The 23,887-nt window shown below is 52.4% G+C and carries 17 protein-coding genes, 5 tRNA genes and 3 rRNA genes; 4 read left to right on the top strand and 21 right to left on the bottom strand.

Going from position 1 to position 23,887, the window contains the following annotated elements; genetic code table 11:
* Window positions 1–7: 7 nt before the first annotated feature.
* From rplA to ACRQ84_RS16400, 9 genes are all read right to left on the bottom strand, one after another.
* On the bottom strand, window positions 8–712 hold the full coding sequence (gene rplA, locus ACRQ84_RS16440; RefSeq protein ID WP_007886296.1) for a 50S ribosomal protein L1: 705 nt from the start codon (window positions 710–712) through the stop codon (window positions 8–10).
* A gap of 3 nt (window positions 713–715) precedes the next feature.
* Window positions 716–1,144, bottom strand: a complete 429-nt coding sequence (gene rplK / locus ACRQ84_RS16435) for a 50S ribosomal protein L11 (protein WP_007886298.1) — start codon at window positions 1,142–1,144, stop codon at window positions 716–718.
* A 148-nt stretch (window positions 1,145–1,292) separates the two neighbouring features.
* Window positions 1,293–1,838, bottom strand: coding sequence for a transcription termination/antitermination protein NusG (gene nusG / locus ACRQ84_RS16430; protein ID WP_007886300.1), 546 nt, complete (start codon window positions 1,836–1,838; stop codon window positions 1,293–1,295).
* Between the two features lies 1 nt (window position 1,839).
* Entirely contained in the window at window positions 1,840–2,223 is a 384-nt protein-coding gene (secE, locus tag ACRQ84_RS16425; RefSeq protein ID WP_064741592.1) for a preprotein translocase subunit SecE, read from the bottom strand.
* Window positions 2,224–2,450: 227 nt separating this feature from the next.
* Window positions 2,451–3,635, bottom strand: coding sequence for an elongation factor Tu (tuf, locus tag ACRQ84_RS16420; RefSeq protein WP_180822597.1), 1,185 nt, complete (start codon window positions 3,633–3,635; stop codon window positions 2,451–2,453).
* Window positions 3,636–3,742: 107 nt separating this feature from the next.
* A tRNA-Thr gene (locus tag ACRQ84_RS16415) sits at window positions 3,743–3,818 on the bottom strand.
* Between the two features lie 5 nt (window positions 3,819–3,823).
* A tRNA-Gly gene (locus ACRQ84_RS16410) sits at window positions 3,824–3,898 on the bottom strand.
* Between the two features lie 192 nt (window positions 3,899–4,090).
* Window positions 4,091–4,175: transfer RNA gene (locus ACRQ84_RS16405), tRNA-Tyr, on the bottom strand.
* Window positions 4,176–4,182: 7 nt separating this feature from the next.
* Window positions 4,183–4,258: transfer RNA gene (locus tag ACRQ84_RS16400), tRNA-Thr, on the bottom strand.
* A 330-nt stretch (window positions 4,259–4,588) separates the two neighbouring features.
* Between ACRQ84_RS16400 and ACRQ84_RS16395 the strand changes: the two genes are divergently transcribed.
* A complete protein-coding gene (locus ACRQ84_RS16395) occupies window positions 4,589–5,146 on the top strand; it encodes a GNAT family N-acetyltransferase (protein WP_483816603.1) in 558 nt (185 codons plus the stop codon).
* Window positions 5,147–5,348: 202 nt separating this feature from the next.
* On the top strand, window positions 5,349–6,299 hold the full coding sequence (gene coaA, locus ACRQ84_RS16390; protein ID WP_064740323.1) for a type I pantothenate kinase: 951 nt from the start codon (window positions 5,349–5,351) through the stop codon (window positions 6,297–6,299).
* Window positions 6,300–6,360: 61 nt separating this feature from the next.
* Here the strand turns inward: coaA and birA are convergent, their stop codons facing one another.
* The 10 genes from birA to pepQ form a co-directional block, all read right to left on the bottom strand.
* Window positions 6,361–7,323: a bifunctional biotin--[acetyl-CoA-carboxylase] ligase/biotin operon repressor BirA gene (birA, locus tag ACRQ84_RS16385; RefSeq protein ID WP_483816602.1), complete on the bottom strand. Its 963-nt coding sequence runs from the start codon at window positions 7,321–7,323 to the stop codon at window positions 6,361–6,363.
* Window positions 7,320–8,357, bottom strand: coding sequence for a UDP-N-acetylmuramate dehydrogenase (gene murB / locus ACRQ84_RS16380; RefSeq protein WP_483816601.1), 1,038 nt, complete (start codon window positions 8,355–8,357; stop codon window positions 7,320–7,322). The genes birA and murB overlap by 4 nt, the downstream gene beginning before the upstream one ends.
* Before the next feature lie 149 nt (window positions 8,358–8,506).
* Window positions 8,507–8,622 (bottom strand): 5S ribosomal RNA (gene rrf / locus ACRQ84_RS16375).
* Window positions 8,623–8,724: 102 nt separating this feature from the next.
* Window positions 8,725–11,632, bottom strand: a 23S ribosomal RNA gene (locus tag ACRQ84_RS16370).
* Between the two features lie 213 nt (window positions 11,633–11,845).
* Window positions 11,846–11,920: transfer RNA gene (locus tag ACRQ84_RS16365), tRNA-Glu, on the bottom strand.
* 87 nt (window positions 11,921–12,007) lie between these two features.
* Window positions 12,008–13,550 (bottom strand): 16S ribosomal RNA (locus ACRQ84_RS16360).
* Together the 16S, 23S and 5S rRNA genes with 1 tRNA gene alongside form the textbook arrangement of a ribosomal RNA operon.
* 407 nt (window positions 13,551–13,957) lie before the next feature.
* Entirely contained in the window at window positions 13,958–14,494 is a 537-nt protein-coding gene (gene hemG, locus ACRQ84_RS16355; protein WP_483816600.1) for a menaquinone-dependent protoporphyrinogen IX dehydrogenase, read from the bottom strand.
* Between the two features lie 17 nt (window positions 14,495–14,511).
* Window positions 14,512–15,963, bottom strand: a complete 1,452-nt coding sequence (trkH, locus tag ACRQ84_RS16350) for a Trk system potassium transporter TrkH (protein WP_064738125.1) — start codon at window positions 15,961–15,963, stop codon at window positions 14,512–14,514.
* Between the two features lie 27 nt (window positions 15,964–15,990).
* Complete coding sequence (locus ACRQ84_RS16345; RefSeq protein WP_483816599.1) at window positions 15,991–16,608, bottom strand: IMPACT family protein; 618 nt, start codon at window positions 16,606–16,608, stop codon at window positions 15,991–15,993.
* Window positions 16,608–17,939, bottom strand: coding sequence for a Xaa-Pro dipeptidase (gene pepQ, locus ACRQ84_RS16340; protein ID WP_483816598.1), 1,332 nt, complete (start codon window positions 17,937–17,939; stop codon window positions 16,608–16,610). The genes ACRQ84_RS16345 and pepQ overlap by 1 nt, the downstream gene beginning before the upstream one ends.
* A gap of 186 nt (window positions 17,940–18,125) precedes the next feature.
* On the opposite strand from pepQ, the gene fadB reads away from it, so the two are divergent.
* The gene (gene fadB / locus ACRQ84_RS16335; protein WP_483816597.1) at window positions 18,126–20,309 is read left to right on the top strand and encodes a fatty acid oxidation complex subunit alpha FadB; all 2,184 of its coding nucleotides are present in this window, start codon (window positions 18,126–18,128) and stop codon (window positions 20,307–20,309) included.
* A gap of 10 nt (window positions 20,310–20,319) precedes the next feature.
* A complete protein-coding gene (gene fadA, locus ACRQ84_RS16330; protein WP_483816596.1) occupies window positions 20,320–21,483 on the top strand; it encodes an acetyl-CoA C-acyltransferase FadA in 1,164 nt (387 codons plus the stop codon).
* A 127-nt stretch (window positions 21,484–21,610) separates the two neighbouring features.
* Here the strand turns inward: fadA and fre are convergent, their stop codons facing one another.
* Both fre and ubiD read right to left on the bottom strand, forming a co-directional pair.
* Window positions 21,611–22,312, bottom strand: coding sequence for an NAD(P)H-flavin reductase (gene fre / locus ACRQ84_RS16325; RefSeq protein ID WP_483816595.1), 702 nt, complete (start codon window positions 22,310–22,312; stop codon window positions 21,611–21,613).
* 39 nt (window positions 22,313–22,351) lie between these two features.
* A complete protein-coding gene (gene ubiD / locus ACRQ84_RS16320) occupies window positions 22,352–23,836 on the bottom strand; it encodes a 4-hydroxy-3-polyprenylbenzoate decarboxylase (protein WP_064738131.1) in 1,485 nt (494 codons plus the stop codon).
* Between the last annotated feature and the right edge of the window lie 51 nt (window positions 23,837–23,887).

Raw genomic sequence — 23,887 nt, 5'->3', positions numbered from 1 at the left:
GCAGCAATTAGTTTGCTGATGCGCTCAGGCCAGCCTGGTCAACGGCAACGCCGGCGCCCATGGTGGTAGAGATGCTGACTTTCTTGATGTACACGCCTTTAGCCTGTGAAGGTTTCGCTTTTTTCAGCGCAACCAGCAGAGATTCCAGGTTTTCTTTCAATTTGTCAGTGTCAAAATCCACTTTACCGATGGTGGTGTGGATGATGCCGTTTTTGTCGTTACGATAACGAACCTGACCAGCTTTAGCATTTTTAACTGCTTCAGCAACGTTAGGAGTTACAGTACCAACTTTCGGGTTTGGCATCAGACCGCGTGGGCCCAGAACCTGGCCCAACTGGCCAACAACGCGCATTGCATCTGGAGATGCAATAACAACGTCAAAGTTCATTTCGCCTTTTTTGATCTGCTCAGCCAGGTCTTCCATACCAACCAGCTCTGCGCCAGCTGCTTTAGCAGCTTCAGCATTTGCACCTTGGGTGAAGACGGCAACACGTACTGAACGACCAGTACCGTGTGGCAGAACGGTCGCGCCGCGCACGTTCTGATCAGATTTACGTGCATCGATGCCGAGGTTAACAGCAACATCAACGCTTTCTACGAACTTGGCAGTAGCCAGTTCTTTCAGCAGAGCAACAGCTTCGTTGATGTCGTACTGCTTAGTAGCATCAACTTTGTCACGGATTACGCTCATGCGCTTGGTCAGCTTAGCCATTTCTTAATCCTCTACTACCAGGCCCATGGAACGAGCAGTACCTTCGATAGAGCGAGTCATCGCTTCTACGTCAGAACCAGTCATGTCCGCAGCTTTAGTTTCTGCGATTTCACGTACCTGAGCACGGGAAACTTTACCGACTTTGTCTTTGTTCGGCTTACCAGAACCAGACTTGATGCCCGCTGCTTTTTTCAGCAGTACGGCAGCCGGAGGCGTTTTGGTAACGAAGGTGAAAGAACGGTCACTGTATACGGTGATAACAACAGGAGTAGGCAGGCCTTTCTCCAGGGATTCAGTCTTAGCGTTGAACGCTTTGCAGAATTCCATGATGTTAACACCCTGCTGACCCAGAGCTGGACCAACAGGTGGACTTGGGTTAGCCATACCAGCTGCAACTTGCAACTTAACGTAGGCTTGTACTTTCTTGGCCATGATAATTCCTCAATTGGGTTATAACGCCTGAAAAACAGGCTCCCCGTGATAACGATTTATACGCCGTTACCGGCACATAAAAACAAAAGGCGCGAAATTATAGGTAAATTTCGCGCCTTCCGCAAGAGCTAAAAAGTGAACAAAAGGGTTAACCTTTCTCCACCTGAGCGAAGTCGAGTTCCACTGGCGTTGCGCGGCCAAAGATGGAAACAGACACTTTCAAGCGACTCTTCTCGTAGTCCACTTCTTCGACCACACCGTTGAAGTCGGCAAACGGGCCGTCGCTGACGCGTACCATCTCGCCTGGCTCGAACAGCGTTTTTGGACGCGGCTTATCACCTACCTGCTGCAGGCGGTTCATAATCGCATCAACTTCTTTATCACTGATTGGCGCAGGACGGTCGGAAGTACCACCGATAAAGCCCATTACACGCGGTACACTGCGTACTAAATGCCAGCTGGCGTCATTCATTACCATCTGAACCAGTACGTAGCCAGGGAAGAATTTACGTTCGCTTTTGCGACGCTGGCCACCACGGATTTCGACGACTTCTTCAGTCGGCACCATGACTTCGCCAAAAAGCTCTTCCATGTTGTGCAGTTTGATATGCTCATGCAGCGACTTAGCTACGCGGGCTTCAAAACCGGAGAACGCCTGAACGACGTACCAGCGTTTTTTTGGAGCTTCAGACATCTCAGAACCTCAGGCCAGTGATAAACGATACCAGACGGACCAGAATACCATCCAGCCCCCACAAAATCAGTGACATCACGGCAGTTACCGCGGCAACGATTAACGTGGTGTGCAATGTTTCCTGGCGAGTCGGCCAAATGACCTTACGCATTTCGGTTTTAGCTTCACGAGCAAATGCCACGGTCGCTTTGCCTTTAATTGTCAGCAATGCAATGCCGCCCGCTGCAGCGATCAGCACTACCACAGCCAGTGCGCGCAGAGGCAGTGTAACATCGCGATAAATATAGTTGCCGACGATTGCTACCAGGAGCAATGCGATCACAACTACCCATTTCATCGCTTCAAGGCCGCGCCCGCTTCCTTGAGCTTCGGTATTCGCACTCATAAACCAACCTGCCACAATAATTCAGAAACTATTCTGCCCCGCAGAGCGAGGCATCCAAACCGAATGAGCTGTTGAGCGTAACTCGGTATCCAACGCCGTGAAACAGAGCCTGTCTCAACAATGATTATGATTGAAAATCACTGATGAGCCAGGTTCTATGTAACAGCGTGCAAAAAGGGCATCAAATGATGCCCTTTCCTTGTGCATTGCGTCAAATGTTATCGTAATTAAGCGATAATTGTAGCAACAACACCCGCACCAACAGTACGGCCGCCTTCACGGATAGCGAAGCGCAAGCCTTCATCCATCGCGATTGGGTGGATCAGCTCAACGGTCATCTGAACGTTGTCGCCTGGCATTACCATCTCAACGCCTTCTGGCAGCTCAACGTTGCCGGTCACGTCAGTGGTACGGAAGTAGAACTGTGGACGATAGCCTTTGAAGAACGGAGTATGACGGCCGCCTTCATCTTTAGACAGAACGTACACTTCTGAAGTGAACTTGGTATGCGGCTTGATTGAAGCCGGCTTAGCCAGAACCTGGCCACGCTGGATATCTTCACGCTTAATACCACGCAGCAGAACGCCGCAGTTCTCGCCTGCCTGACCCTGGTCCAGCAGTTTGCGGAACATTTCAACGCCGGTACAGGTAGACTTAACAGTCGCCTTGATACCAACGATTTCAACTTCGTCGCCCACTTTAACGATACCGCGCTCAACACGACCGGTAACAACAGTACCACGGCCTGAGATTGAGAATACGTCTTCGATTGGCAGCAGGAACGGCAGGTCGATTGCACGTACTGGCTCTGGGATGTAGGTATCCAGATGCTCAGCCAGTTCAATGATCTTAGCTTCCCACTCTGCTTCGCCTTCCAGCGCTTTCAGAGCAGAACCACGAACGATTGGCGTGTCGTCGCCTGGGAAGTCATATGCTGACAGCAGGTCACGTACTTCCATCTCAACCAGTTCCAGCAGCTCTTCATCATCAACCATGTCGCACTTGTTCAGGAACACGATGATGTAAGGAACACCAACCTGACGACCCAGCAGGATGTGCTCACGGGTCTGAGGCATAGGGCCATCAGTCGCAGCAACAACCAGGATCGCGCCGTCCATCTGCGCAGCACCGGTGATCATGTTTTTCACATAGTCGGCGTGGCCTGGGCAGTCAACGTGCGCATAGTGGCGAGTCGGGGTTTCATATTCAACGTGAGAAGTGTTGATGGTGATACCACGTGCTTTCTCTTCTGGCGCCTTATCGATCTCGTCGAATTTGCTTGCCTTACCACCGTAGGTTTTAGCCAGAACGGTAGTGATTGCTGCAGTCAGGGTGGTTTTACCGTGGTCGACGTGACCGATGGTACCCACGTTTACGTGCAGTTTGTTACGCTGAAATTGCTCTTTAGCCATCGCTAGTCCCTCTAAGACACGGATATATCGAAGATATCGTCATATCAACCAGGCAAAACCTGACTGTTTGGTTTACAGAGAGAGAATCAGGAGAGAGATAAAGGAAGTGGTGCTGATACCCAGAGTCGAACTGGGGACCTCACCCTTACCAAGGGTGCGCTCTACCAACTGAGCCATATCAGCACATCTGGAGCGGGCAGCGGGAATCGAACCCGCATCATCAGCTTGGAAGGCTGAGGTAATAGCCATTATACGATGCCCGCATCCTGGAACTCGGCTACCTGTTCTTTCTGTAGCTTATGAATAATAAAAGAAGACCTTCTATTATTCGAGCCGGTCAGAGTTTCTGACCAACTTTGATTACGCTAATGCGCAATCTGAAATTCGAAGGTGAGAGATGAAGAACTCACCCATCAGATAAAGACTTTATCTGACGCCCAACCAGGAGGTTGAGATGGTGGTGGGAGAAGGATTCGAACCTTCGAAGTCTGTGACGGCAGATTTACAGTCTGCTCCCTTTGGCCGCTCGGGAATCCCACCTACTTGATGGTGCCGGCTACCGGAATCGAACTGGTGACCTACTGATTACAAGTCAGTTGCTCTACCAACTGAGCTAAGCCGGCATCAAGTGGAGCGCATTCTAGGAAGACCCGAAGAAGGATGCAACAAAAAAATCGTCAAATTTGTTCTATCGCTTACTATTTGTGCAAATCCTCGCAAATTAGTCATCACCTGCAGAAAAATCACCCAAAATACGTGCACTTTTACTTCATCTGAAGGGGTAAGCTTCTGTGTGCCACCCTCATTTCCAATGCACATTTTGGAAGCATGCTGCCTTTCTGCTGTGCAAATCGTGGAAATTTTTTTGCGAAAATATCCTAACACCCTGTGTTTTTTTTGCTGGCCCGCTTCTTGCTTATCTATTTAATGTGACCAAACATTGAGGATGCCGCATGAATATTGTTCAGCTAACATCAGAAACATTACCTCTTTACCGCCAGGCTTTGGCTGCACTGATGATAGACGCGGTAAAAAACAATATGACATCGGCATTTCAACCTTCACAAGGGATGCAACAGTATCAGGACGCTGAACGCTATTTTCATAGCTTGCGCAACCAAATGGCACGCCATGAGTTGCTATTATGGATCGCCATCATCGACTCTGTTGTGGTGGGAAGTGTGCAGCTCAATATTTGTCAGCGCCCAGATGGACAGAATCGCGCGGAAGTTTTACAGCTGCTCGTACACTCTAGCGCTCAGCGTGAAGGGATTGGGCGAAGATTAATACAAACGCTTGAGCATAAGGCTGATAGCTATCAGCGAGGACTGCTTTATTTGGACGTCATTGCTGGTTCGGCCGCAGAAAATTTTTACCGATCGCATGGCTACCACTACTTAGGAGAATTGCCTGATTACGCGTTATGCGCTAATGGGCATCCTCATCCCGGCGCGATTTATTATAAACGTCTGCGCACCAGCCCAGCAGAAAATGTAGCGACAAGCTACTGACCGACAAGAAAAATGCGGGCACGCTTGCGAAAGCGTGCTGCTGTTTATCATTTTACTTCTTTTTAAAGTCACACTGGTGTTACCCTCCAGCCCATTGTTCTCGTTAATTACCCCTGTGAAGTGCAATTGAGTTTGATACATCGTTGTATGCCTAATGCAGCAAGGTGTTGATGAGTCCTAATTTGCACTCAGATGCATGCTTATGAGTAAAAAAACGATACCTCTTACTACGCCCTATTTGCAGTTTAATCGTCAACAATGGGCAGCACTGCGCGATTCAGTACCAATGACGCTGGCTGAAAGTGAAATTGAACGTCTGCGTGGTATCAATGAAGACCTTTCATTAGAAGAAGTGGCCGAGATTTATCTGCCGCTATCGCGACTGCTTAATTTTTACATCAGTTCTAATCTGCGTCGTCAGGCAGTGCTCGAGCAATTTCTTGGCACCAACGGGCAGAAAATCCCCTACATCATAAGTATTGCAGGCAGCGTTGCGGTAGGTAAAAGCACCACCGCTCGTGTGCTTCAGGCGCTCCTTAGTCGCTGGCCTGAACATCGTAAAGTAGAACTGATCACTACTGATGGTTTTTTACATCCGAATGCAGTGCTCAAAGAACGCGGCTTGATGAAGAAAAAAGGGTTCCCGCAATCTTACGATATGCATCGCTTGGTTAACTTCGTTTCCGATCTTAAATCGGGTGCCAGTCAGGTTACAGCGCCGGTTTATTCTCATCTGATTTACGATGTTATTCCGGATGGCGATAAGGTAGTACAACAACCCGATATTCTTATTTTGGAAGGATTGAATGTGCTGCAAAGCGGCATGGACTATCCTCACGATCCTCATCATGTATTTGTGTCAGATTTCGTGGATTTTTCAATTTACGTTGATGCGCCAGAGTCATTACTCGAAAGCTGGTATGTAAGTCGATTCTTAAAATTCCGCGAGGGCGCATTTAGCGATCCAGACTCTTATTTCCATCACTACTCGCAGTTGCCAGAAGAGGATGCACTCAATATTGCGCGTGGACTATGGAAAGAGATTAACTGGCTTAATTTAAAGGAAAATATTCTTCCTACACGTGAACGAGCCAGTCTTATAATGACCAAGTCGGCAGATCATGCAGTGCAAAGCTTACGATTGAGAAAATAGTTTTTTAATAAAAATGCCCATACGATATTTTGGGCATTTTATTCTTTTGAGACTACCTGTATCAGGTGTCTGGACGCAGTGAAATCTCGCCGCCGACCCATGATTTAATGGCTCCATCCTGCTCCAGTAATAAACCTCCCTGCTTATCAATACCACGAGCAATACCATATACCTCACGATCCCCAATAAGTAGTTTTACTGGACGATTAATGAAGTTATCAAGGGCTTCCCATCGAGAAATAAAAGGGGTTAAACCATCTTGCTCAAAAATAGGTAGAGCCTGACGCAGGCTATTAATCAATTTCGCAGCCAACTCGTTGCGATCAATATCAACGCCAGCTTCCTGGAGATTAATCCAACCTTGATTAATCTCTGTCGCGCCTTCAGAGCGCATCAGCAAATTGACGCCAGCACCAATGACAATCTGAGCGGCATCGCCCGTTTTACCTGTCAACTCAACCAATATACCCGCGAGTTTACGATCTTTGAGATAGAGATCATTTGGCCATTTAACACGTACATCAGCTGCACCTAACGACTGGATCACTTCTGCCATAATGATACCAATGACCAGACTCAGGCCCATCGCCGCTGCTGGTCCCTGCTCCAGGCGCCAATACATTGACATATATAGGTTGGAGCCAAATGGAGAAAACCACTTGCGTCCACGACGTCCACGGCCAGCTTGTTGATATTCCGCAATACATGCGTAGCCAGAAGGCAATTGATCCATCCGATCCAACAAATACTGGTTGGTGGAATCAATAACTGGTATAACCGCCAGATTAGGCTGATGCAGGTGAGACAGAATGACTTCTTCATCCAGTAACTGAATTGGCCCCGGCAAGCTATAGCCTTTACCCGTCACCGTATATACATCCAGACCCCAACTTTTTAAAGTCTGTATATGTTTATTGATGGCCGCACGACTCATGCCAAGTGCTTCACCTAGTTGCTCACCAGAATGAAATTCACCATCTGACATCAATGCCACTAATTTTAATGGCACGCCATTATCTTTCATGAAATCACCTCAATGGCGTTACGCTCGCCTTGAGCGCCAATAAAGCGCACTTCTGGCTCGAGCCAAACATCAAATTTTTGACCGACTCTATTTCTAACCTGATGCGCCAAATCAACAATATCCTGTGGAGTGGCATGATCTTCATTAATCAGCACTAAAGCCTGTTGACGATGAACTGCGGCACCGCCCACACGAAAGCCTTTAAGACCACATTGGTCGATCAACCAACCAGCTGCTAATTTCACTTCACCACTGGCCTGTGAATAATGAGGAATTGATGGCCACTGCTTAATTAGCGCGAATGCATGCTCAGCCGTGATGAGCGGATTTTTGAAGAAGCTCCCCACATTGCCTGTAATTTTGGGATCGGGCAGTTTGCTTTGGCGCATATGGCAAATAGCATTGAATACATCCCAGGCACAGACTGTAGCCGGGTTTAATTTAGTCAGATCGCCATACGTCAGAACAGGTTTCCACTGTTTTTCCAGACGTAATCCCACTGCAACGATGACATAGTCATTCTTCATTGCATGCTTGAAAATACTATCGCGGTAGCCAAACTGGCACTCTTCACGGTGCAAACGAATAATGTTTTGCGTTGGAAGATGTATAGCTTCAACGTAGTGACAGATATCTTTAAATTCCACACCATATGCACCGATATTTTGAATCGGTGCTGAGCCAGCCATACCAGGAATCAGCGCCAGGTTTTCCAACCCTGTAATACCCTTCTTTAAGGTCTGCTCAACTAAAGCATGCCAATTCTCGCCGGCACCAACATGCAAGTGCCATGCTTCATCATGCTCTTCAATAGCGATACCTTTGATCGCATTTACGACTACCGTGCCGCTAAAATCCTCCAGAAAGAGCACGTTGCTCCCTTCACCCAATACAATAAAGGGAAGATTTGTTTGCTGAGTATCTTTCCAGGCAACACTAATAGCGTCAGGACTTTCTGCGATGATCAATTTATGTGCATCGATCTTAAGACCGAGGGTGTTGAAAGTTTTTAAGGATGTTTGGGGGCTGGACATGTCACGGCCTTAACTAATTAATCTGGCCGTAGTTTACCTGATCGGCAGGTTGCTAGTTTGATGTTTTCATATTTCTTGTTGGGATATTGCCGATCTGCAGACGTAAAAAAGCCCCGAACTTACGTCCGGGGCTTCTTCACCTGATTGATGCCTGGCAGTTCCCTACTCTCGCATGGGGAGACCCCACACTACCATCGGCGCTACGGCGTTTCACTTCTGAGTTCGGCATGGGGTCAGGTGGGACCACCGCGCTAAAGCCGCCAGGCAAATTCTTTTGCTCACGCCGCCCTCGCGGGCCGCGCAAATCTATCCGGTAAAACAAGCTGAAAATTTCAGGTCTCTCAGACCAAAACGCCTCTGGCGTTGTAAGGTTAAGCCTCACGGGTCATTAGTACCGGTTAGCTCAACGCATCGCTGCGCTTACACATCCGGCCTATCAACGTCGTAGTCTTCAACGTCCCTTCAGGACTCTCAAGGAGTCAGGGAGAACTCATCTCGGGGCAAGTTTCGTGCTTAGATGCTTTCAGCACTTATCTTTTCCGCACTTAGCTACCGGGCAATGCCATTGGCATGACAACCCGAACACCAGTGGTGCGTTCACTCCGGTCCTCTCGTACTAGGAGCAACCCCCCTCAATTCTCCAGCGCCCACGGCAGATAGGGACCGAACTGTCTCACGACGTTCTAAACCCAGCTCGCGTACCACTTTAAACGGCGAACAGCCGTACCCTTGGGACCTACTTCAGCCCCAGGATGTGATGAGCCGACATCGAGGTGCCAAACACCGCCGTCGATATGAACTCTTGGGCGGTATCAGCCTGTTATCCCCGGAGTACCTTTTATCCGTTGAGCGATGGCCCTTCCATTCAGAACCACCGGATCACTATGACCTGCTTTCGCACCTGCTCGAGCCGTCACTCTCGCAGTCAAGCTGGCTTATGCCATTGCACTAACCTCCTGATGTCCGACCAGGATTAGCCAACCTTCGTGCTCCTCCGTTACTCTTTGGGAGGAGACCGCCCCAGTCAAACTACCCACCAGACACTGTCCGCAGCCCGGATTACGGGCCTACGTTAGAACATCAAACATTAAAGGGTGGTATTTCAAGGTTGGCTCCACGCAGACTGGCGTCCACGCTTCAAAGCCTCCCACCTATCCTACACATCAAGGCTCAATGTTCAGTGTCAAGCTATAGTAAAGGTTCACGGGGTCTTTCCGTCTTGCCGCGGGTACACTGCATCTTCACAGCGATTTCAATTTCACTGAGTCTCGGGTGGAGACAGCCTGGCCATCATTACGCCATTCGTGCAGGTCGGAACTTACCCGACAAGGAATTTCGCTACCTTAGGACCGTTATAGTTACGGCCGCCGTTTACCGGGGCTTCGATCAAGAGCTTCTCCTTGCGGATAACCCCATCAATTAACCTTCCGGCACCGGGCAGGCGTCACACCGTATACGTCCACTTTCGTGTTTGCACAGTGCTGTGTTTTTAATAAACAGTTGCAGCCAGCTGGTATCTTCGACTGGCTTCGGCTCGGGGAGCAAGTCCCTCCACCTACGCGCCAGCGTGCCTTCTCCCGAAGTTACGGCACCATTTTGCCTAGTTCCTTCACCCGAGTTCTCTCAAGCGCCTTGGTATTCTCTACCTGACCACCTGTGTCGGTTTGGGGTACGATTTCGTGTTACCTGGAGCTTAGAGGCTTTTCCTGGAAGCAGGGCATCAGTTACTTCACCACCGTGGTGGCTCGTCGTCACGCCTCAGCCTTAAGACACCCCGGATTTACCAAAGATGTCAGCCTACACGCTTAAACCGGGACAACCGTCGCCCGGATAACCTAGCCTTCTCCGTCCCCCCTTCGCAGTAACACCAAGTGCAGGAATATTAACCTGCTTCCCATCGACTACGCTTTTCAGCCTCGCCTTAGGGGTCGACTCACCCTGCTCCGATTAACGTTGAACAGGAACCCTTGGTCTTCCGGCGAGCGGGCTTTTCACCCGCTTTATCGTTACTTATGTCAGCATTCGCACTTCTGATACCTCCAGCAGCCCTCACAGGCCACCTTCAACGGCTTACAGAACGCTCCCCTACCCAACAACGCATACGCGTCGCTGCCGCAGCTTCGGTGCATGGTTTAGCCCCGTTACATCTTCCGCGCAGGCCGACTCGACCAGTGAGCTATTACGCTTTCTTTAAATGATGGCTGCTTCTAAGCCAACATCCTGGCTGTCTGTGCCTTCCCACATCGTTTCCCACTTAACCATGACTTTGGGACCTTAGCTGGCGGTCTGGGTTGTTTCCCTCTTCACGACGGACGTTAGCACCCGCCGTGTGTCTCCCGTGATAACATTCTTCGGTATTCGCAGTTTGCATCGGGTTGGTAAGCCGGGATGGCCCCCTAGCCGAAACAGTGCTCTACCCCCGAAGATGAGTTCACGAGGCGCTACCTAAATAGCTTTCGGGGAGAACCAGCTATCTCCCGGTTTGATTGGCCTTTCACCCCCAGCCACAAGTCATCCGCTAATTTTTCAACATTAGTCGGTTCGGTCCTCCAGTTAGTGTTACCCAACCTTCAACCTGCCCATGGCTAGATCACCGGGTTTCGGGTCTATACCCTGCAACTTAACGCCCAGTTAAGACTCGGTTTCCCTGCGGCTCCCCTATACGGTTAACCTTGCTACAGAATATAAGTCGCTGACCCATTATACAAAAGGTACGCAGTCACCCCCATAAAGAAGGCTCCCACTGCTTGTACGTACACGGTTTCAGGTTCTGTTTCACTCCCCTCGCCGGGGTTCTTTTCGCCTTTCCCTCACGGTACTGGTTCACTATCGGTCAGTCAGGAGTATTTAGCCTTGGAGGATGGTCCCCCCATATTCAGACAGGATACCACGTGTCCCGCCCTACTCTTCGAACTCACAGAATGTGCACTTTCGTGTACGGGGCTATCACCCGGTATCGCGCGACTTTCCAGACGCTTCCACTAACGCACAAACTGATTCAGGTTCTGGGCTGTTCCCCGTTCGCTCGCCGCTACTGGGGGAATCTCGGTTGATTTCTTTTCCTCTGGGTACTTAGATGTTTCAGTTCCCCAGGTTCGCCTCGCAACACTATGTATTCATGTTGCGATGATGCACTGAGTGCACCGGGTTTCCCCATTCGGACATCGTCGGCTGTAGCGGTTCATATCACCTTACCGACGCTTTACGCAGATTAGCACGTCCTTCATCGCCTCTGACTGCCAGGGCATCCACCGTGTACGCTTAGTCGCTTAACCTCACAACCCACAGGCGTTTTGCAACGCTTGGGACTGCAGGCATTGAGAGACTCGAACATGTCGTTATTCATTTCTTATTACGGAGAAATGAACCAACACGTCGTTTCAATTTTCAGCTTGTTCCGGATTGTTAAAGAGCAATATCTCAAACATGACGGTTACGTCAGTTTTGAGATACTTCGTGGAGACACCTTTCACCTGTCACCAAGCAAGTGGCGTCCCCTAGGGGATTCGAACCCCTGTTGCCGCCGTGAAAGGGCGGAGTCCTAACCGCTAGACGAAGGGGACACGATGTGTCACGACTTCGCAGCCGTCTTGCTCATTACTTTCTATCAGACAATCTGTGTGAGCACTACGCGGGAAGGTATCTTCAGGTAAGGAGGTGATCCAACCGCAGGTTCCCCTACGGTTACCTTGTTACGACTTCACCCCAGTCATGAATCACAAAGTGGTAAGCGCCCTCCCGAAGGTTAAGCTACCTACTTCTTTTGCAACCCACTCCCATGGTGTGACGGGCGGTGTGTACAAGGCCCGGGAACGTATTCACCGTAGCATTCTGATCTACGATTACTAGCGATTCCGACTTCACGGAGTCGAGTTGCAGACTCCGATCCGGACTACGACGCACTTTATGAGGTCCGCTTGCTCTCGCGAGGTCGCTTCTCTTTGTATGCGCCATTGTAGCACGTGTGTAGCCCTACTCGTAAGGGCCATGATGACTTGACGTCATCCCCACCTTCCTCCAGTTTATCACTGGCAGTCTCCTTTGAGTTCCCGGCATAACCCGCTGGCAACAAAGGATAAGGGTTGCGCTCGTTGCGGGACTTAACCCAACATTTCACAACACGAGCTGACGACAGCCATGCAGCACCTGTCTCAGAGTTCCCGAAGGCACCAAAGCATCTCTGCTAAGTTCTCTGGATGTCAAGAGTAGGTAAGGTTCTTCGCGTTGCATCGAATTAAACCACATGCTCCACCGCTTGTGCGGGCCCCCGTCAATTCATTTGAGTTTTAACCTTGCGGCCGTACTCCCCAGGCGGTCGACTTAACGCGTTAGCTCCGGAAGCCACTCCTCAAGGGAACAACCTCCAAGTCGACATCGTTTACGGCGTGGACTACCAGGGTATCTAATCCTGTTTGCTCCCCACGCTTTCGCACCTGAGCGTCAGTCTTTGTCCAGGGGGCCGCCTTCGCCACCGGTATTCCTCCAGATCTCTACGCATTTCACCGCTACACCTGGAATTCTACCCCCCTCTACAAGACTCTAGCCTGCCAGTTTCGAATGCAGTTCCCAGGTTAAGCCCGGGGATTTCACATCCGACTTGACAGACCGCCTGCGTGCGCTTTACGCCCAGTAATTCCGATTAACGCTTGCACCCTCCGTATTACCGCGGCTGCTGGCACGGAGTTAGCCGGTGCTTCTTCTGCGGGTAACGTCAATCGGTAAGGTTATTAACCTCACCGCCTTCCTCCCCGCTGAAAGTACTTTACAACCCGAAGGCCTTCTTCATACACGCGGCATGGCTGCATCAGGCTTGCGCCCATTGTGCAATATTCCCCACTGCTGCCTCCCGTAGGAGTCTGGACCGTGTCTCAGTTCCAGTGTGGCTGGTCATCCTCTCAGACCAGCTAGGGATCGTCGCCTAGGTGAGCCATTACCCCACCTACTAGCTAATCCCATCTGGGCACATCCGATGGTGTGAGGCCCGAAGGTCCCCCACTTTGGTCTTGCGACGTTATGCGGTATTAGCTACCGTTTCCAGTAGTTATCCCCCTCCATCGGGCAGTTTCCCAGACATTACTCACCCGTCCGCCACTCGTCACCCAAGGAGCAAGCTCCTCTGTGCTACCGTTCGACTTGCATGTGTTAGGCCTGCCGCCAGCGTTCAATCTGAGCCATGATCAAACTCTTCAATTTAAGTTTGATTTGCTGCAACGAGTGCAGCGATGCTCATCTGTAAAACGTCATAATGAATTTCATTATGTGTTCACTCGTGAGACTTGATATTTTTTGCGTCCGGAGACGCTGATATCAATCCTGCGAGTGCCCACACAGATTGTCTGATAAATTGTTAAAGAGCGTTGCGAGCAGCGGGTTAACCGTCTGTCGCGAGGTGGCGTATATTACGCTTTCCTCCTTCGGAGTCAAACACTTTTTTCAGCGTTTTCATCCGGCGGGGTGAATTTCTTCACTCCCTGCTGAGCCGTCTGCGTTGCCGCTTTGCCGTCTCAGTGGTGGCGCATTATAGGGAGTTATTCGGAGCTGACAAGGGTTTATTGCAAATAAATAATCGTTCGGCCTAAATTTCACCACAACGCTGTATTTCACAACGATTTGCCTGGTAACTGCGCAAAATCCTGAGCAAAAAGCACCACTTTATTCCAGTCAGTGTATTCCACTTCTTTCGATGTATCGGTTTCGCCGCCAGTCATTCGCATAATGAACTGAATCATGACGCGATCGAACCAGCGATAACGAGGATAACGCAGTGCACCGGCGAAAACCGCACAGCAATCTGGTTGCCAGGGTGATTGCTCCAGAAACTTGCGTGTATATGCATTGGTTTCTGGTGTGCACTTATCCGCTTTACGCGCCGTCAGGTTAACACTAAAGAAACCACTTACGCGCTGTTGCAGCGGCGCCTTGTGCTGCGTTACGAACTTCAGCAATGCTGGATGAAAATGACCGTAGCGAATTGATGCCCCAATCAGCACGCGATCATACTGCAACCAATCAACTTTTTGCGCCTCAAGCAAATCGATCACGTCGCACAGCTGATGCGGCACTAACGTCTGCGCAATGCGCGCGGCAATGTCACGGGTTTGCCCATCGCGGCTGGAATACAGAATCAACGCTTTCATTATTCAATCCTATTTTATTATTCGCGCCAGAAGGTCGGCGTAAACAGCACCAGCAGCGTGAACACTTCAAGGCGTCCAAACAGCATGGTCAAAATCAAAATCCACTTCGCCACATCATTCATTGAAGTGAAGTTATCGGCTACCACACCCAATCCGGGCCCGAGGTTATTCAGGGTCGCGGCCACGGCAGCAAAAGCAGAGAAATCATCGACGCCAGTCGCGATGATGGCCAGCATACTGAGCAGGAACACCAGCGCATAAGCTGAGAAGAACCCCCACACCGCTTCAAGGATACGTTCCGGTAGCGCGCGGTTACCTAGTTTGATGGTGTAGACAGCATTCGGGTGCACCAAACGTTTCAGTTCACGCGAGCCCTGCTTAAACAGCAACAGAATACGGATCACCTTCAAACCACCGCCAGTTGAGCCGGCCATCCCGCCGATAAAGGCCGAGCAGAGCAGCAACACCGGCAGAAACAGTGGCCAACGCGCAATGCTGTCTGTAGTGAAACCCGCCGTGGTTGCCATCGATACCACCTGGAAAAACGCCTGATTTAACGTTTGCCAGCCGCTGGCGTACACATTATGGAACCACAACACGATGGTACAGATCAGCACCAACGTCAGTTGTACACCAATAAACATACGGAATTCGGGATCGCGCCAATACACTTTCAGGTTGCGACCACTCAATAAAGAGAAGTGCAGGCCGTAGTTACAACCCGAAATCAGTAGAAATACCGCAATGATGGTATTGATGGTTGGACTGTTAAAGTAGCCAATGCTGGCATCATGGGTTGAGAACCCGCCAATCGCGATGGTTGAAAAGCTATGACCGATAGCATCGAACATCGGCATGCCCGCCAACCACAGCGCCACGGCGCACGCCACAGTGAGCAAGACATAGATCAGCCACAGCGTTTTCGCTGTTTCCGCGATGCGCGGGCGCATCTTGTTATCTTTCAATGGTCCCGGCATTTCGGCGCGATAGAGCTGCATACCCCCGACGCCAAGAATCGGCAGAATCGCCACCGCCAACACAATGATCCCCATCCCGCCAAGCCACTGCAGCATCTGACGATAGAATAGAATCGCTTTTGGCAACGTATCCAGCCCCACCAGCGTGGTGGCGCCAGTGGTTGTAAGACCGGAGAAGGATTCAAAGAACGCATCGGTAATTGAAAGATGTGGCTGCTCAGCAAAGATAAACGGCATCGCACCCACGCTGCCCAGCACGGTCCAGAACAGCACCACAATCAAGAAACCTTCACGCGGTTTGAGTTCACTTTTCTGCTTGCGGTTAGGCCACCACAGCAGTGAACCGATGACGATCGCCATCATAAAGGTCTGACTGAACGCGCGCCCGGCACCATCCCGGTAAATTAAGGCGACGAGGCCCGGTAAGATCATGGTCACCGAGAACAGAATCACCAGCAGGCCCACGATGCGGGTAATGGCGCGAAAATGCATTCAGCCGTTTCCTTTAAACAGAAGCTTTTAGTTTGTCAGCGGGATGAGCGTCAGCGCGCCCCGGCTGTAATCAGAGAGGTTTTGGCGAAAGCCATCAATCTGTGCATGTGGCAACGCTAAACGCAGCGCAATGCGATCCTGATAATGGCTCTCTTCTATAATGCCGTCAAAACGTTGCAGCAGGCGCTCGATATCGCTGAGTTGGGCGTAATCACAGTGCAGGGTAAAAGATTCCATCGGCACTTTACGAAGACGCGCCAGTTGCTTCAGCCCTTGTTGTACACCGCCACCATAAGCTTTTACCAATCCGCCGGTGCCAAGCATGATGCCGCCATAATAACGCACCACCACCGCGGTAATCTCACCGACGCCGCTGCCCATCAGCTGGGCCAGCATCGGTTTACCCGCGGTGCCAGAAGGTTCGCCATCATCGGAGAAACCCAACTGCTGCGAATCATCCGGCGCACCCGCCACCCACGCCCAGCAGTGATGCCGCGCAGTGGGATGTTCTTGCTTCATCTGCTGCACAAACGCGCGCGCCGCTTCCACGCCCGCCGTGTGCGCCAGCAAAGTAATGAAGCGGCTTTTCTTGATGGTTTCCTCGCTGAGACTCACGGCCTCAGCGGGAATGTCGTAAGCATCCATCAGGCAAGGTGCAGATCGCGCGTCATGTTTTCAATACGATTAGCGTGGATCACTACGTTATCCTCGATACGAATGCCGCCGTACGGTTTTAATGCATCGATTGCCGCCCAGTCAAAGTATTGGCTGAACTTGCCGCCGCGCAGCTTCGCCAGCAGCGAATCGATAATATAGAAGCCCGGTTCGATAGTCAGCACCATGCCAGGTTCCAGCACGCGAGTACAACGCAAGTACGGATACTGCGACGGTGCAGCGAGATGTGTGCCGTTGTCGTCTTGCATAAAGCCCGCTACGTCGTGCACCTGCAAGCCGAGCGGATGTCCCAGGCCGTGCGGCATAAACGGGCCGGTTAAATCTTCCGCCACCAGCGTCTCTTCAGTCAGCCCTTTAACCAGCTCGAATTTCAGCAGCAGGCGCGCAATGCGCTGATGCATCTGCAGATGATAATCGGTATAGCGCACGCCGGCTTTCAAGGTGGCGATCAGCGCCAGCTCTTCCTTGTTCATCGCTGCAACCATTTCGGCATAGCGCGATTTGCTCTGCGCTGCATAGCTGCGCGTCAGGTCAGCGGCATAACCCAGATATTCCGCCCCGGCGTCAATCAGGAAGCTGTGGCGTTTAGCCGGTGGTTGATGATCCAACCTGGTGTAGTGCAGCACCGCAGCATGCTCATTGAGCGCGATGATATTGCCGTAAGGCACATCGGTATCGCGATGACCGGTTGCGGTGAGATACGCAATATTAATATCGAACTCGCTCATGCCAGAGAAGAACGCCTCTTTGGCAGCGCGATGCCCCGCCACCGCCAGCTTCTGCGCTTCACGCATACACGCCAGTTCGTACTCGGTTTTGATACTGCGATGATAATGCAGGAAATCGATCACGCCTTGCGGGTTCACCTGCTCGCTGTTAATACCGAGCTGGGCAGCGCGTGACGGCACCGGACCGATATAGGCCACGTTTTCGCGCTGTGCAGGCAGCAACTGCACGATCTCATCGGCACTCTTCAGGCCAATCACGTCGACATCGTTGGTCCAAAAACTATTGGGTAGCGGCTCAACGTTGTGCCAGTAATCCACTGGCGAATAGAACCACAGCTTGGGTTTATTCACGCCATCGATCCATAACCAGCAGTTTGGCACCTGCGTCACCGGTACCCACGATTTAAACTGGGGATTCACCTTAAACGGATAGTCGTGATCGTCGAGAAAAACGGTCAGCAACTCGCCGGAATGAATCAGCATGGCATCAAGCTTAAAGCGAGCCAGCACCTGCTGCGCTCGCTGCTGCAGCGTATTGATGTGCGCGTGATACAGGGTTTTCAGTGAATCCATGGACTTGTCTCCAATGTCGCGAAAGTGGCCGCAGTGTAGCACAGCCGTGTTAGCGATGCCGTGCTGCGCGCGCTGTGATCGCCGTATCAAATAATCAAACTCTCGTTTGCAAAAAATTAACATCACACTCACACTCCAAACCATCTGGTATGACCAGATCAACTTTCGCGGTTTCAGGAGATGAACATGCTCTACCAAGGCGATACCCTTTCAGTTCACTGGCTTGACGATGGCATCGCGGAGCTCATATTCGATGCGCCCGGCTCGGTGAACAAACTTGATACCAAAACCGTTGCTTCGTTAGGCGAAGCGTTGAGCGTGCTGGAACAACAACCGGCTCTGCGCGGTTTGCTGCTCTCGTCGGCCAAACCGGCATTTATTGTCGGTGCCGATATCACCGAATTCCTGTCGCTGTTTGATGCGCCAGAAGAGAAGTTGAGCCAGTGGCTGGCGTTTGCCAACAGCATCTTCAATCGTTTAGAAGATTTGCCGGTGCCAACCATGGCCGCCATCGATGGCTATGCGTTAGGCGGCGGCTGCGAATGCGTGCTCGCCACCGATTTCCGCATTGCCACGCCAACCGCGCGCATCGGCCTGCCGGAAACCAAATTAGGCATCATGCCGGGCTTTGGCGGCAGCGTACGTTTGCCGCGTCTGCTTGGGGCCGATAGCGCGATGGAGATTATCGCGGCGGGCAAAGATGTGGATGGCAATAGCGCGCTGAAACTCGGTTTGGTCGATGCCGTTGTCAGCAGCGACAAATTACGCGCAGCGGCGCTAAGCGTCTTGCAGGACGCCATCGTGCAGGGCAACTGGCAGGCGCGTCGTGCGCCGAAGCTGGCGCCGCTGAAACTCAGCCCGATTGAAGCCGCCATGAGCTTCACCATCGCCAAAAGCATGGTGCTGCAAACTGCGGGCAAACACTATCCGGCACCCATTACCGCTGTGAAAACCATTGAAGCCGCCGCCAGCCTCGGACGTGATGATGCGCTGAAGCTGGAAACCGCCGCGTTTGTGCCGTTGGCCCAAAGTGATGTGGCACGCGCGCTGGTCGGTATCTTCCTGAACGATCAATACGTCAAAGGCCTGGCGAAGAAGCACAGCAGCGCAACCGGTGCACCGCAGCAAGCCGCCGTATTGGGCGCAGGCATTATGGGCGGCGGCATTGCCTATCAATCGGCATGGAAAGGCGTGCCGGTGATGATGAAAGATATTAATCCACAGGCGTTAACGCTGGGCATGACCGAAGCCAGTAAGCTGCTGAACAAACAGCTTGAGCGCGGCAAAATTGACGGCGCGAAGCTGGCCAGCGTCCTCACCACCATTCAGCCGACGCTGGATTACGCCGGATTCGACCGCCCCGATGTGGTGGTTGAAGCGGTGGTGGAGAATCCACAGATCAAAGCCAAAGTGCTGGCCGAAACCGAGCAGCATCTGCGCGAGGACGCCATTCTCGCCTCTAACACCTCAACTATTCCGATCAGCCAGCTGGCGAAAGCCTTAAAGCGCCCAGAAAACTTCTGCGGCATGCATTTCTTCAATCCGGTACCAAGAATGCCGCTGGTCGAGGTGATTCGCGGTGAACAAACCTCGGAATCCACCATCAGTAAAGTGGTGGCCTGGGCAAGCAAAATGGGCAAAACGCCGATTGTGGTGAATGACTGCCCCGGCTTCTTTGTCAATCGCGTGCTGTTCCCCTACTTCGCCGCATTTAGTTTGCTATTGCGCGACGGCGCGGACTTCCGCCAGGTCGATAAAGTGATGGAAAAACAGTTCGGCTGGCCGATGGGTCCTGCCTGGCTGCTGGATGTGGTGGGCATTGATACCGCACATCACGCCCAACAGGTGATGGCGCATGGCTTCCCATCGCGCATGCAGAAAGATTATCGCGACGCTATCGACGTGCTGTTCGAAGCCAAACGTTATGGTCAGAAAAACGGCCAGGGCTTTTACCGCTGGGAACAGGACAAAAAAGGCAAAGCGCAGAAGAAAGCCGATGCGGCTGTCGATGCCTTGCTGGAGCCTATTTGCCAGCCGAAGCGCGTATTCAGCGATGAAGAGATCGCCAACCGCATGATGCTGCCGATGCTCAACGAAGTGGTGCGCTGCCTCGAAGAGAAGATCATTGCTTCACCGGCCGAAGCTGATATGGCGCTGGTGTACGGTTTAGGCTTCCCGCCGTTCCGCGGCGGCGCGTTCCGCTACATGGATACGCTGGGCAATAGCAACGTGGTCGATCAGGCCAAACGTTATACCGCGCTGGGCCCGCTGTATGCGCTGCCGGCGCTGCTGTTGCAAAAAGCTCATCAGCATCAGAGCTGGTATCCCGCGGTGCAACCGATTGACGAAGCGGCGCTGCAAAGTGCCTGAGGTAATGAAAATGGAAAAAGTAGTCATTGTTGATGCGGTACGCACGCCAATGGGCCGCTCCAAAGGTGGCGCGTTTCGTCAGGTTCGCGCGGAAGATCTGTCGGCGCATTTGATGCGCGAATTGCTGAGCCGCAACCCGATGGTCGATCCCGCCACACTGGATGACATTATCTGGGGCTGCGTGCAGCAGACGCTGGAGCAAGGCTTCAACATTGCACGTAACGCCGCGCTGCTGGCGGAGATTCCGCATCGCGTGCCTGCCAGCACCGTCAACCGTCTTTGCGGTTCCTCGATGCAGGCGCTGCACGATGCGGCGCGCGCCATTATGGTTGGCGACGCGCATAGCTGTCTAATCGGCGGCGTAGAACATATGGGCCACGTGCCGATGAGTCACGGCGTGGATTTCCATCCTGGCCTGGGCCGCACGGTGGCGAAAGCGGCGGGCATGATGGGCTTAACCGCTGAGATGTTGGCCCGCATGCATCACATTACACGTGAGCAGCAGGATGCTTTTGCGCTGCGTTCACACCAGCGCGCCTGGGCGGCTACCCAACGCGGTGACTTTAAGCGTGAGATTGTGGCGACCTATGGCCACGACGCCGATGGCGTGTTGAAACGTTTTGATAGCGATGAAGTGATTCGCGAAGAGACCAGCCTCGAAGGATTGGCCGCGCTGCGCCCGGCATTCGATCCGGTTAACGGCACCGTGACCGCAGGCAGTTCCTCCGCGCTCTCCGACGGCGCAGCCGCGATGCTGATCATGAGCGAAAGTCGCGCGCGTGAGCTCGGCCTGACGCCGCGTGCGCGCATTCGCAGCATGGCGGTGGTGGGCTGCGATCCGTCCATCATGGGTTATGGCCCGGTTCCTGCTAGCAAACTGGCGCTAAAACGCGCCGGACTCAGCGTACAGGATATTGACCTATTCGAGTTCAACGAGGCTTTTGCCGCGCAGGCGCTGCCATGCATTAAGGACATGGGTTTGCTGGCGCAGCTGGATGAGAAAGTAAATTTGCATGGCGGCGCGATTGCGCTCGGTCATCCGCTGGGATGTTCCGGCGCGCGTATCAGTACCACGCTACTAAATCTGATGGAGCGTCGCGATGCGCAATTTGGCCTGGCAACCATGTGTATTGGCTTAGGCCAGGGCATCGCCACGGTGTTCGAACGGGTTTAATACGTTAATGTTGCACGTGTTCCCGCCCGAAGGGGCGGGCTTTTTTGCGCAATACATCGGTCGCCATGAATGGCGACCCTACGTTTATTGAACGGGATATGCGCAAATTATCGCGTTCTGTTGATCATCAAATAAACGCAAACGCATCGCCGTACATCTGCGCTTCCAGCGCACCACGCTCGGCACAGAAGCGCTCACGCGCAATCTTCGCCATCTCAAAACGACCGGCAATGTAGATATCGTGCTCGCTCAGTGACGCGAAATCCTGCATCACCGCCGTCAGCACTGTGCCGCTGCGTCCGGTCCAGTCATCCGCCGGCTGTTCCACCACCGGAATCACTTTCAGGTTTGGATGCTTCACGGCCAGCGCATTCAACTCGTCCAGATCGTACAGATGCATCAATTCACGGCCGCCCCAGTAAATTGCAATCTCGCGATCGGGTTTCTGTGCCAGCGCGGTCAACAGAATAGAACGCGCGTAGGAGAATCCGGTGCCGCCCGCAATCAGAATGATAGGACGATCGCTCTCTTCGCGCAGCCAGGCATCACCATGCGGCATATCAACCGTAATCTGGCGGTCGTTCTTGATGCGATCCATCACGGCCATTGCATAGAGATTGAGATCCGATGCGCCGATGTGCAGTTCAATGATGTCCTTTTCCATCGGCGTGGACGCCAGTGAGAAGGGACGCTTGTCGCGTTCATCCATCACCACCATCAAATACTGTCCTGCGCGGAAGTTAAAATCCGCAGCCGGAATTAAACGGACGCGATAAACCGTATCCGTAATCGCTTCAACCGAAGTCACTTTGCAGCTTAACGTTGTCATGCGTTCCCTTTTTCTTCGGGTCAAATTGGTCTGCCGCCTTTAGCGCTGCGGCGGCTCGGCAAAGATAGCTAACTCATCCCAAATGGCGTCAATGCGCGCAGTCACCGCCGGATCTTTAACAATCGGCGTGCCCCACTCGCGCGTGGTTTCGCCTGGCCACTTATTAGTGGCATCAAGTCCCATCTTCGAACCTAAGCCAGAAACCGGCGAGGCGAAGTCGAGATAATCGATTGGCGTGTTCTCAACCAGCACCGTATCGCGCGCCGGATCCATGCGCGTGGTAATCGCCCAAATCACATCATTCCAGTCGCGCGCGTTGACGTCGTCATCGCACACAATCACAAACTTGGTGTACATGAACTGGCGCAGGAATGACCACACGCCGAACATCACGCGCTTGGCATGGCCGGCATACTGTTTCTTGATCGTGACGACCGCCAGGCGATAGGAGCAGCCTTCGGGCGGCAGATAGAAATCGACAATCTCCGGGAACTGCTTGATCAAAATCGGCACCAGCACTTCATTCAGCGCTACGCCCAACACCGCCGGTTCATCCGGTGGACGTCCGGTGTAGGTTGAATGATAAATCGGATTGCGACGTTGCGTTACGTGCGTCACGGTAAACACCGGGAAGCTGTCTACTTCATTGTAGTAGCCTGTGTGGTCGCCGTACGGACCTTCCGGCGCCAAATCACCTGGCTCAATGTAACCTTCCAGCACGATTTCCGCGCTGGCGGGTACTTCGAGTTCATTTGAAACGCACTTCACTACTTCAGTTTTGTTGCCGCGTAGCAAACCGGCAAAGGCGTATTCGGACAGCGTATCTGGCACCGGCGTCACCGCGCCGAGAATGGTGGCAGGATCGGCACCGAGCGCCACCGATACCGGGAAACGTTCGCCCGGATGTGCCTTGCACCACTCCTGGAAATCAAGTGCGCCGCCGCGATGCGACAGCCAACGCATAATCACGCGGTTTTTGCCGATCACCTGCTGGCGATAGATCCCAAGGTTTTGCCGCTCTTTATGCGGGCCGCGTGTGACGGTTAATCCCCACGTAATCAGCGGCGCAGCATCGCCCGGCCAGCATTTCATCACCGGGATGCGAGACAGGTCGACCTCATCACCGCTGAAAATCTCTTCCTGGCATGGCGCATTGCGCAGACGCTTGGTGGGCATGTTCAGCACTTGCTTGAACTGCGGCATTTTATCGAACAGATCGCGGAAGCCTTTCGGCGGTTCCGGCTCTTTCAGGAACGCCAGCAGCTTACCGACTTCACGCAGCGCACTGACCTCTTCCTGGCCCATGCCCATCGCAACGCGCTTCGGTGTGCCAAACAGATTACACAGCACCGGCATGTCGTACCCTTTCGGGTTTTCGAACAGTAGCGCTGGGCCGCCGGCACGCAGCGTGCGATCGGCAATTTCCGTCATTTCTAACTCAGGATCAATCTCCTGAGTGATGCGCTTTAACTCGCCACGCTGTTCCAGCAACGCGAGGAAGTCTCGTAAATCCTGATATTTCATGCGGCTTTAGCTTTCCGGCCAGAGTGAAGCGCTATTATAGGGGCGTTTTAC

The sequence above is a fragment of the Pantoea sp. E2023-21 genome (genome assembly GCF_051302795.1).
GTDB lineage: Bacteria > Pseudomonadota > Gammaproteobacteria > Enterobacterales > Enterobacteriaceae > Pantoea > Pantoea ludwigii_A.
Note: the sequence above shows the minus strand (reverse complement) of the source record. Positions and strands in the feature narration are given on the sequence as shown.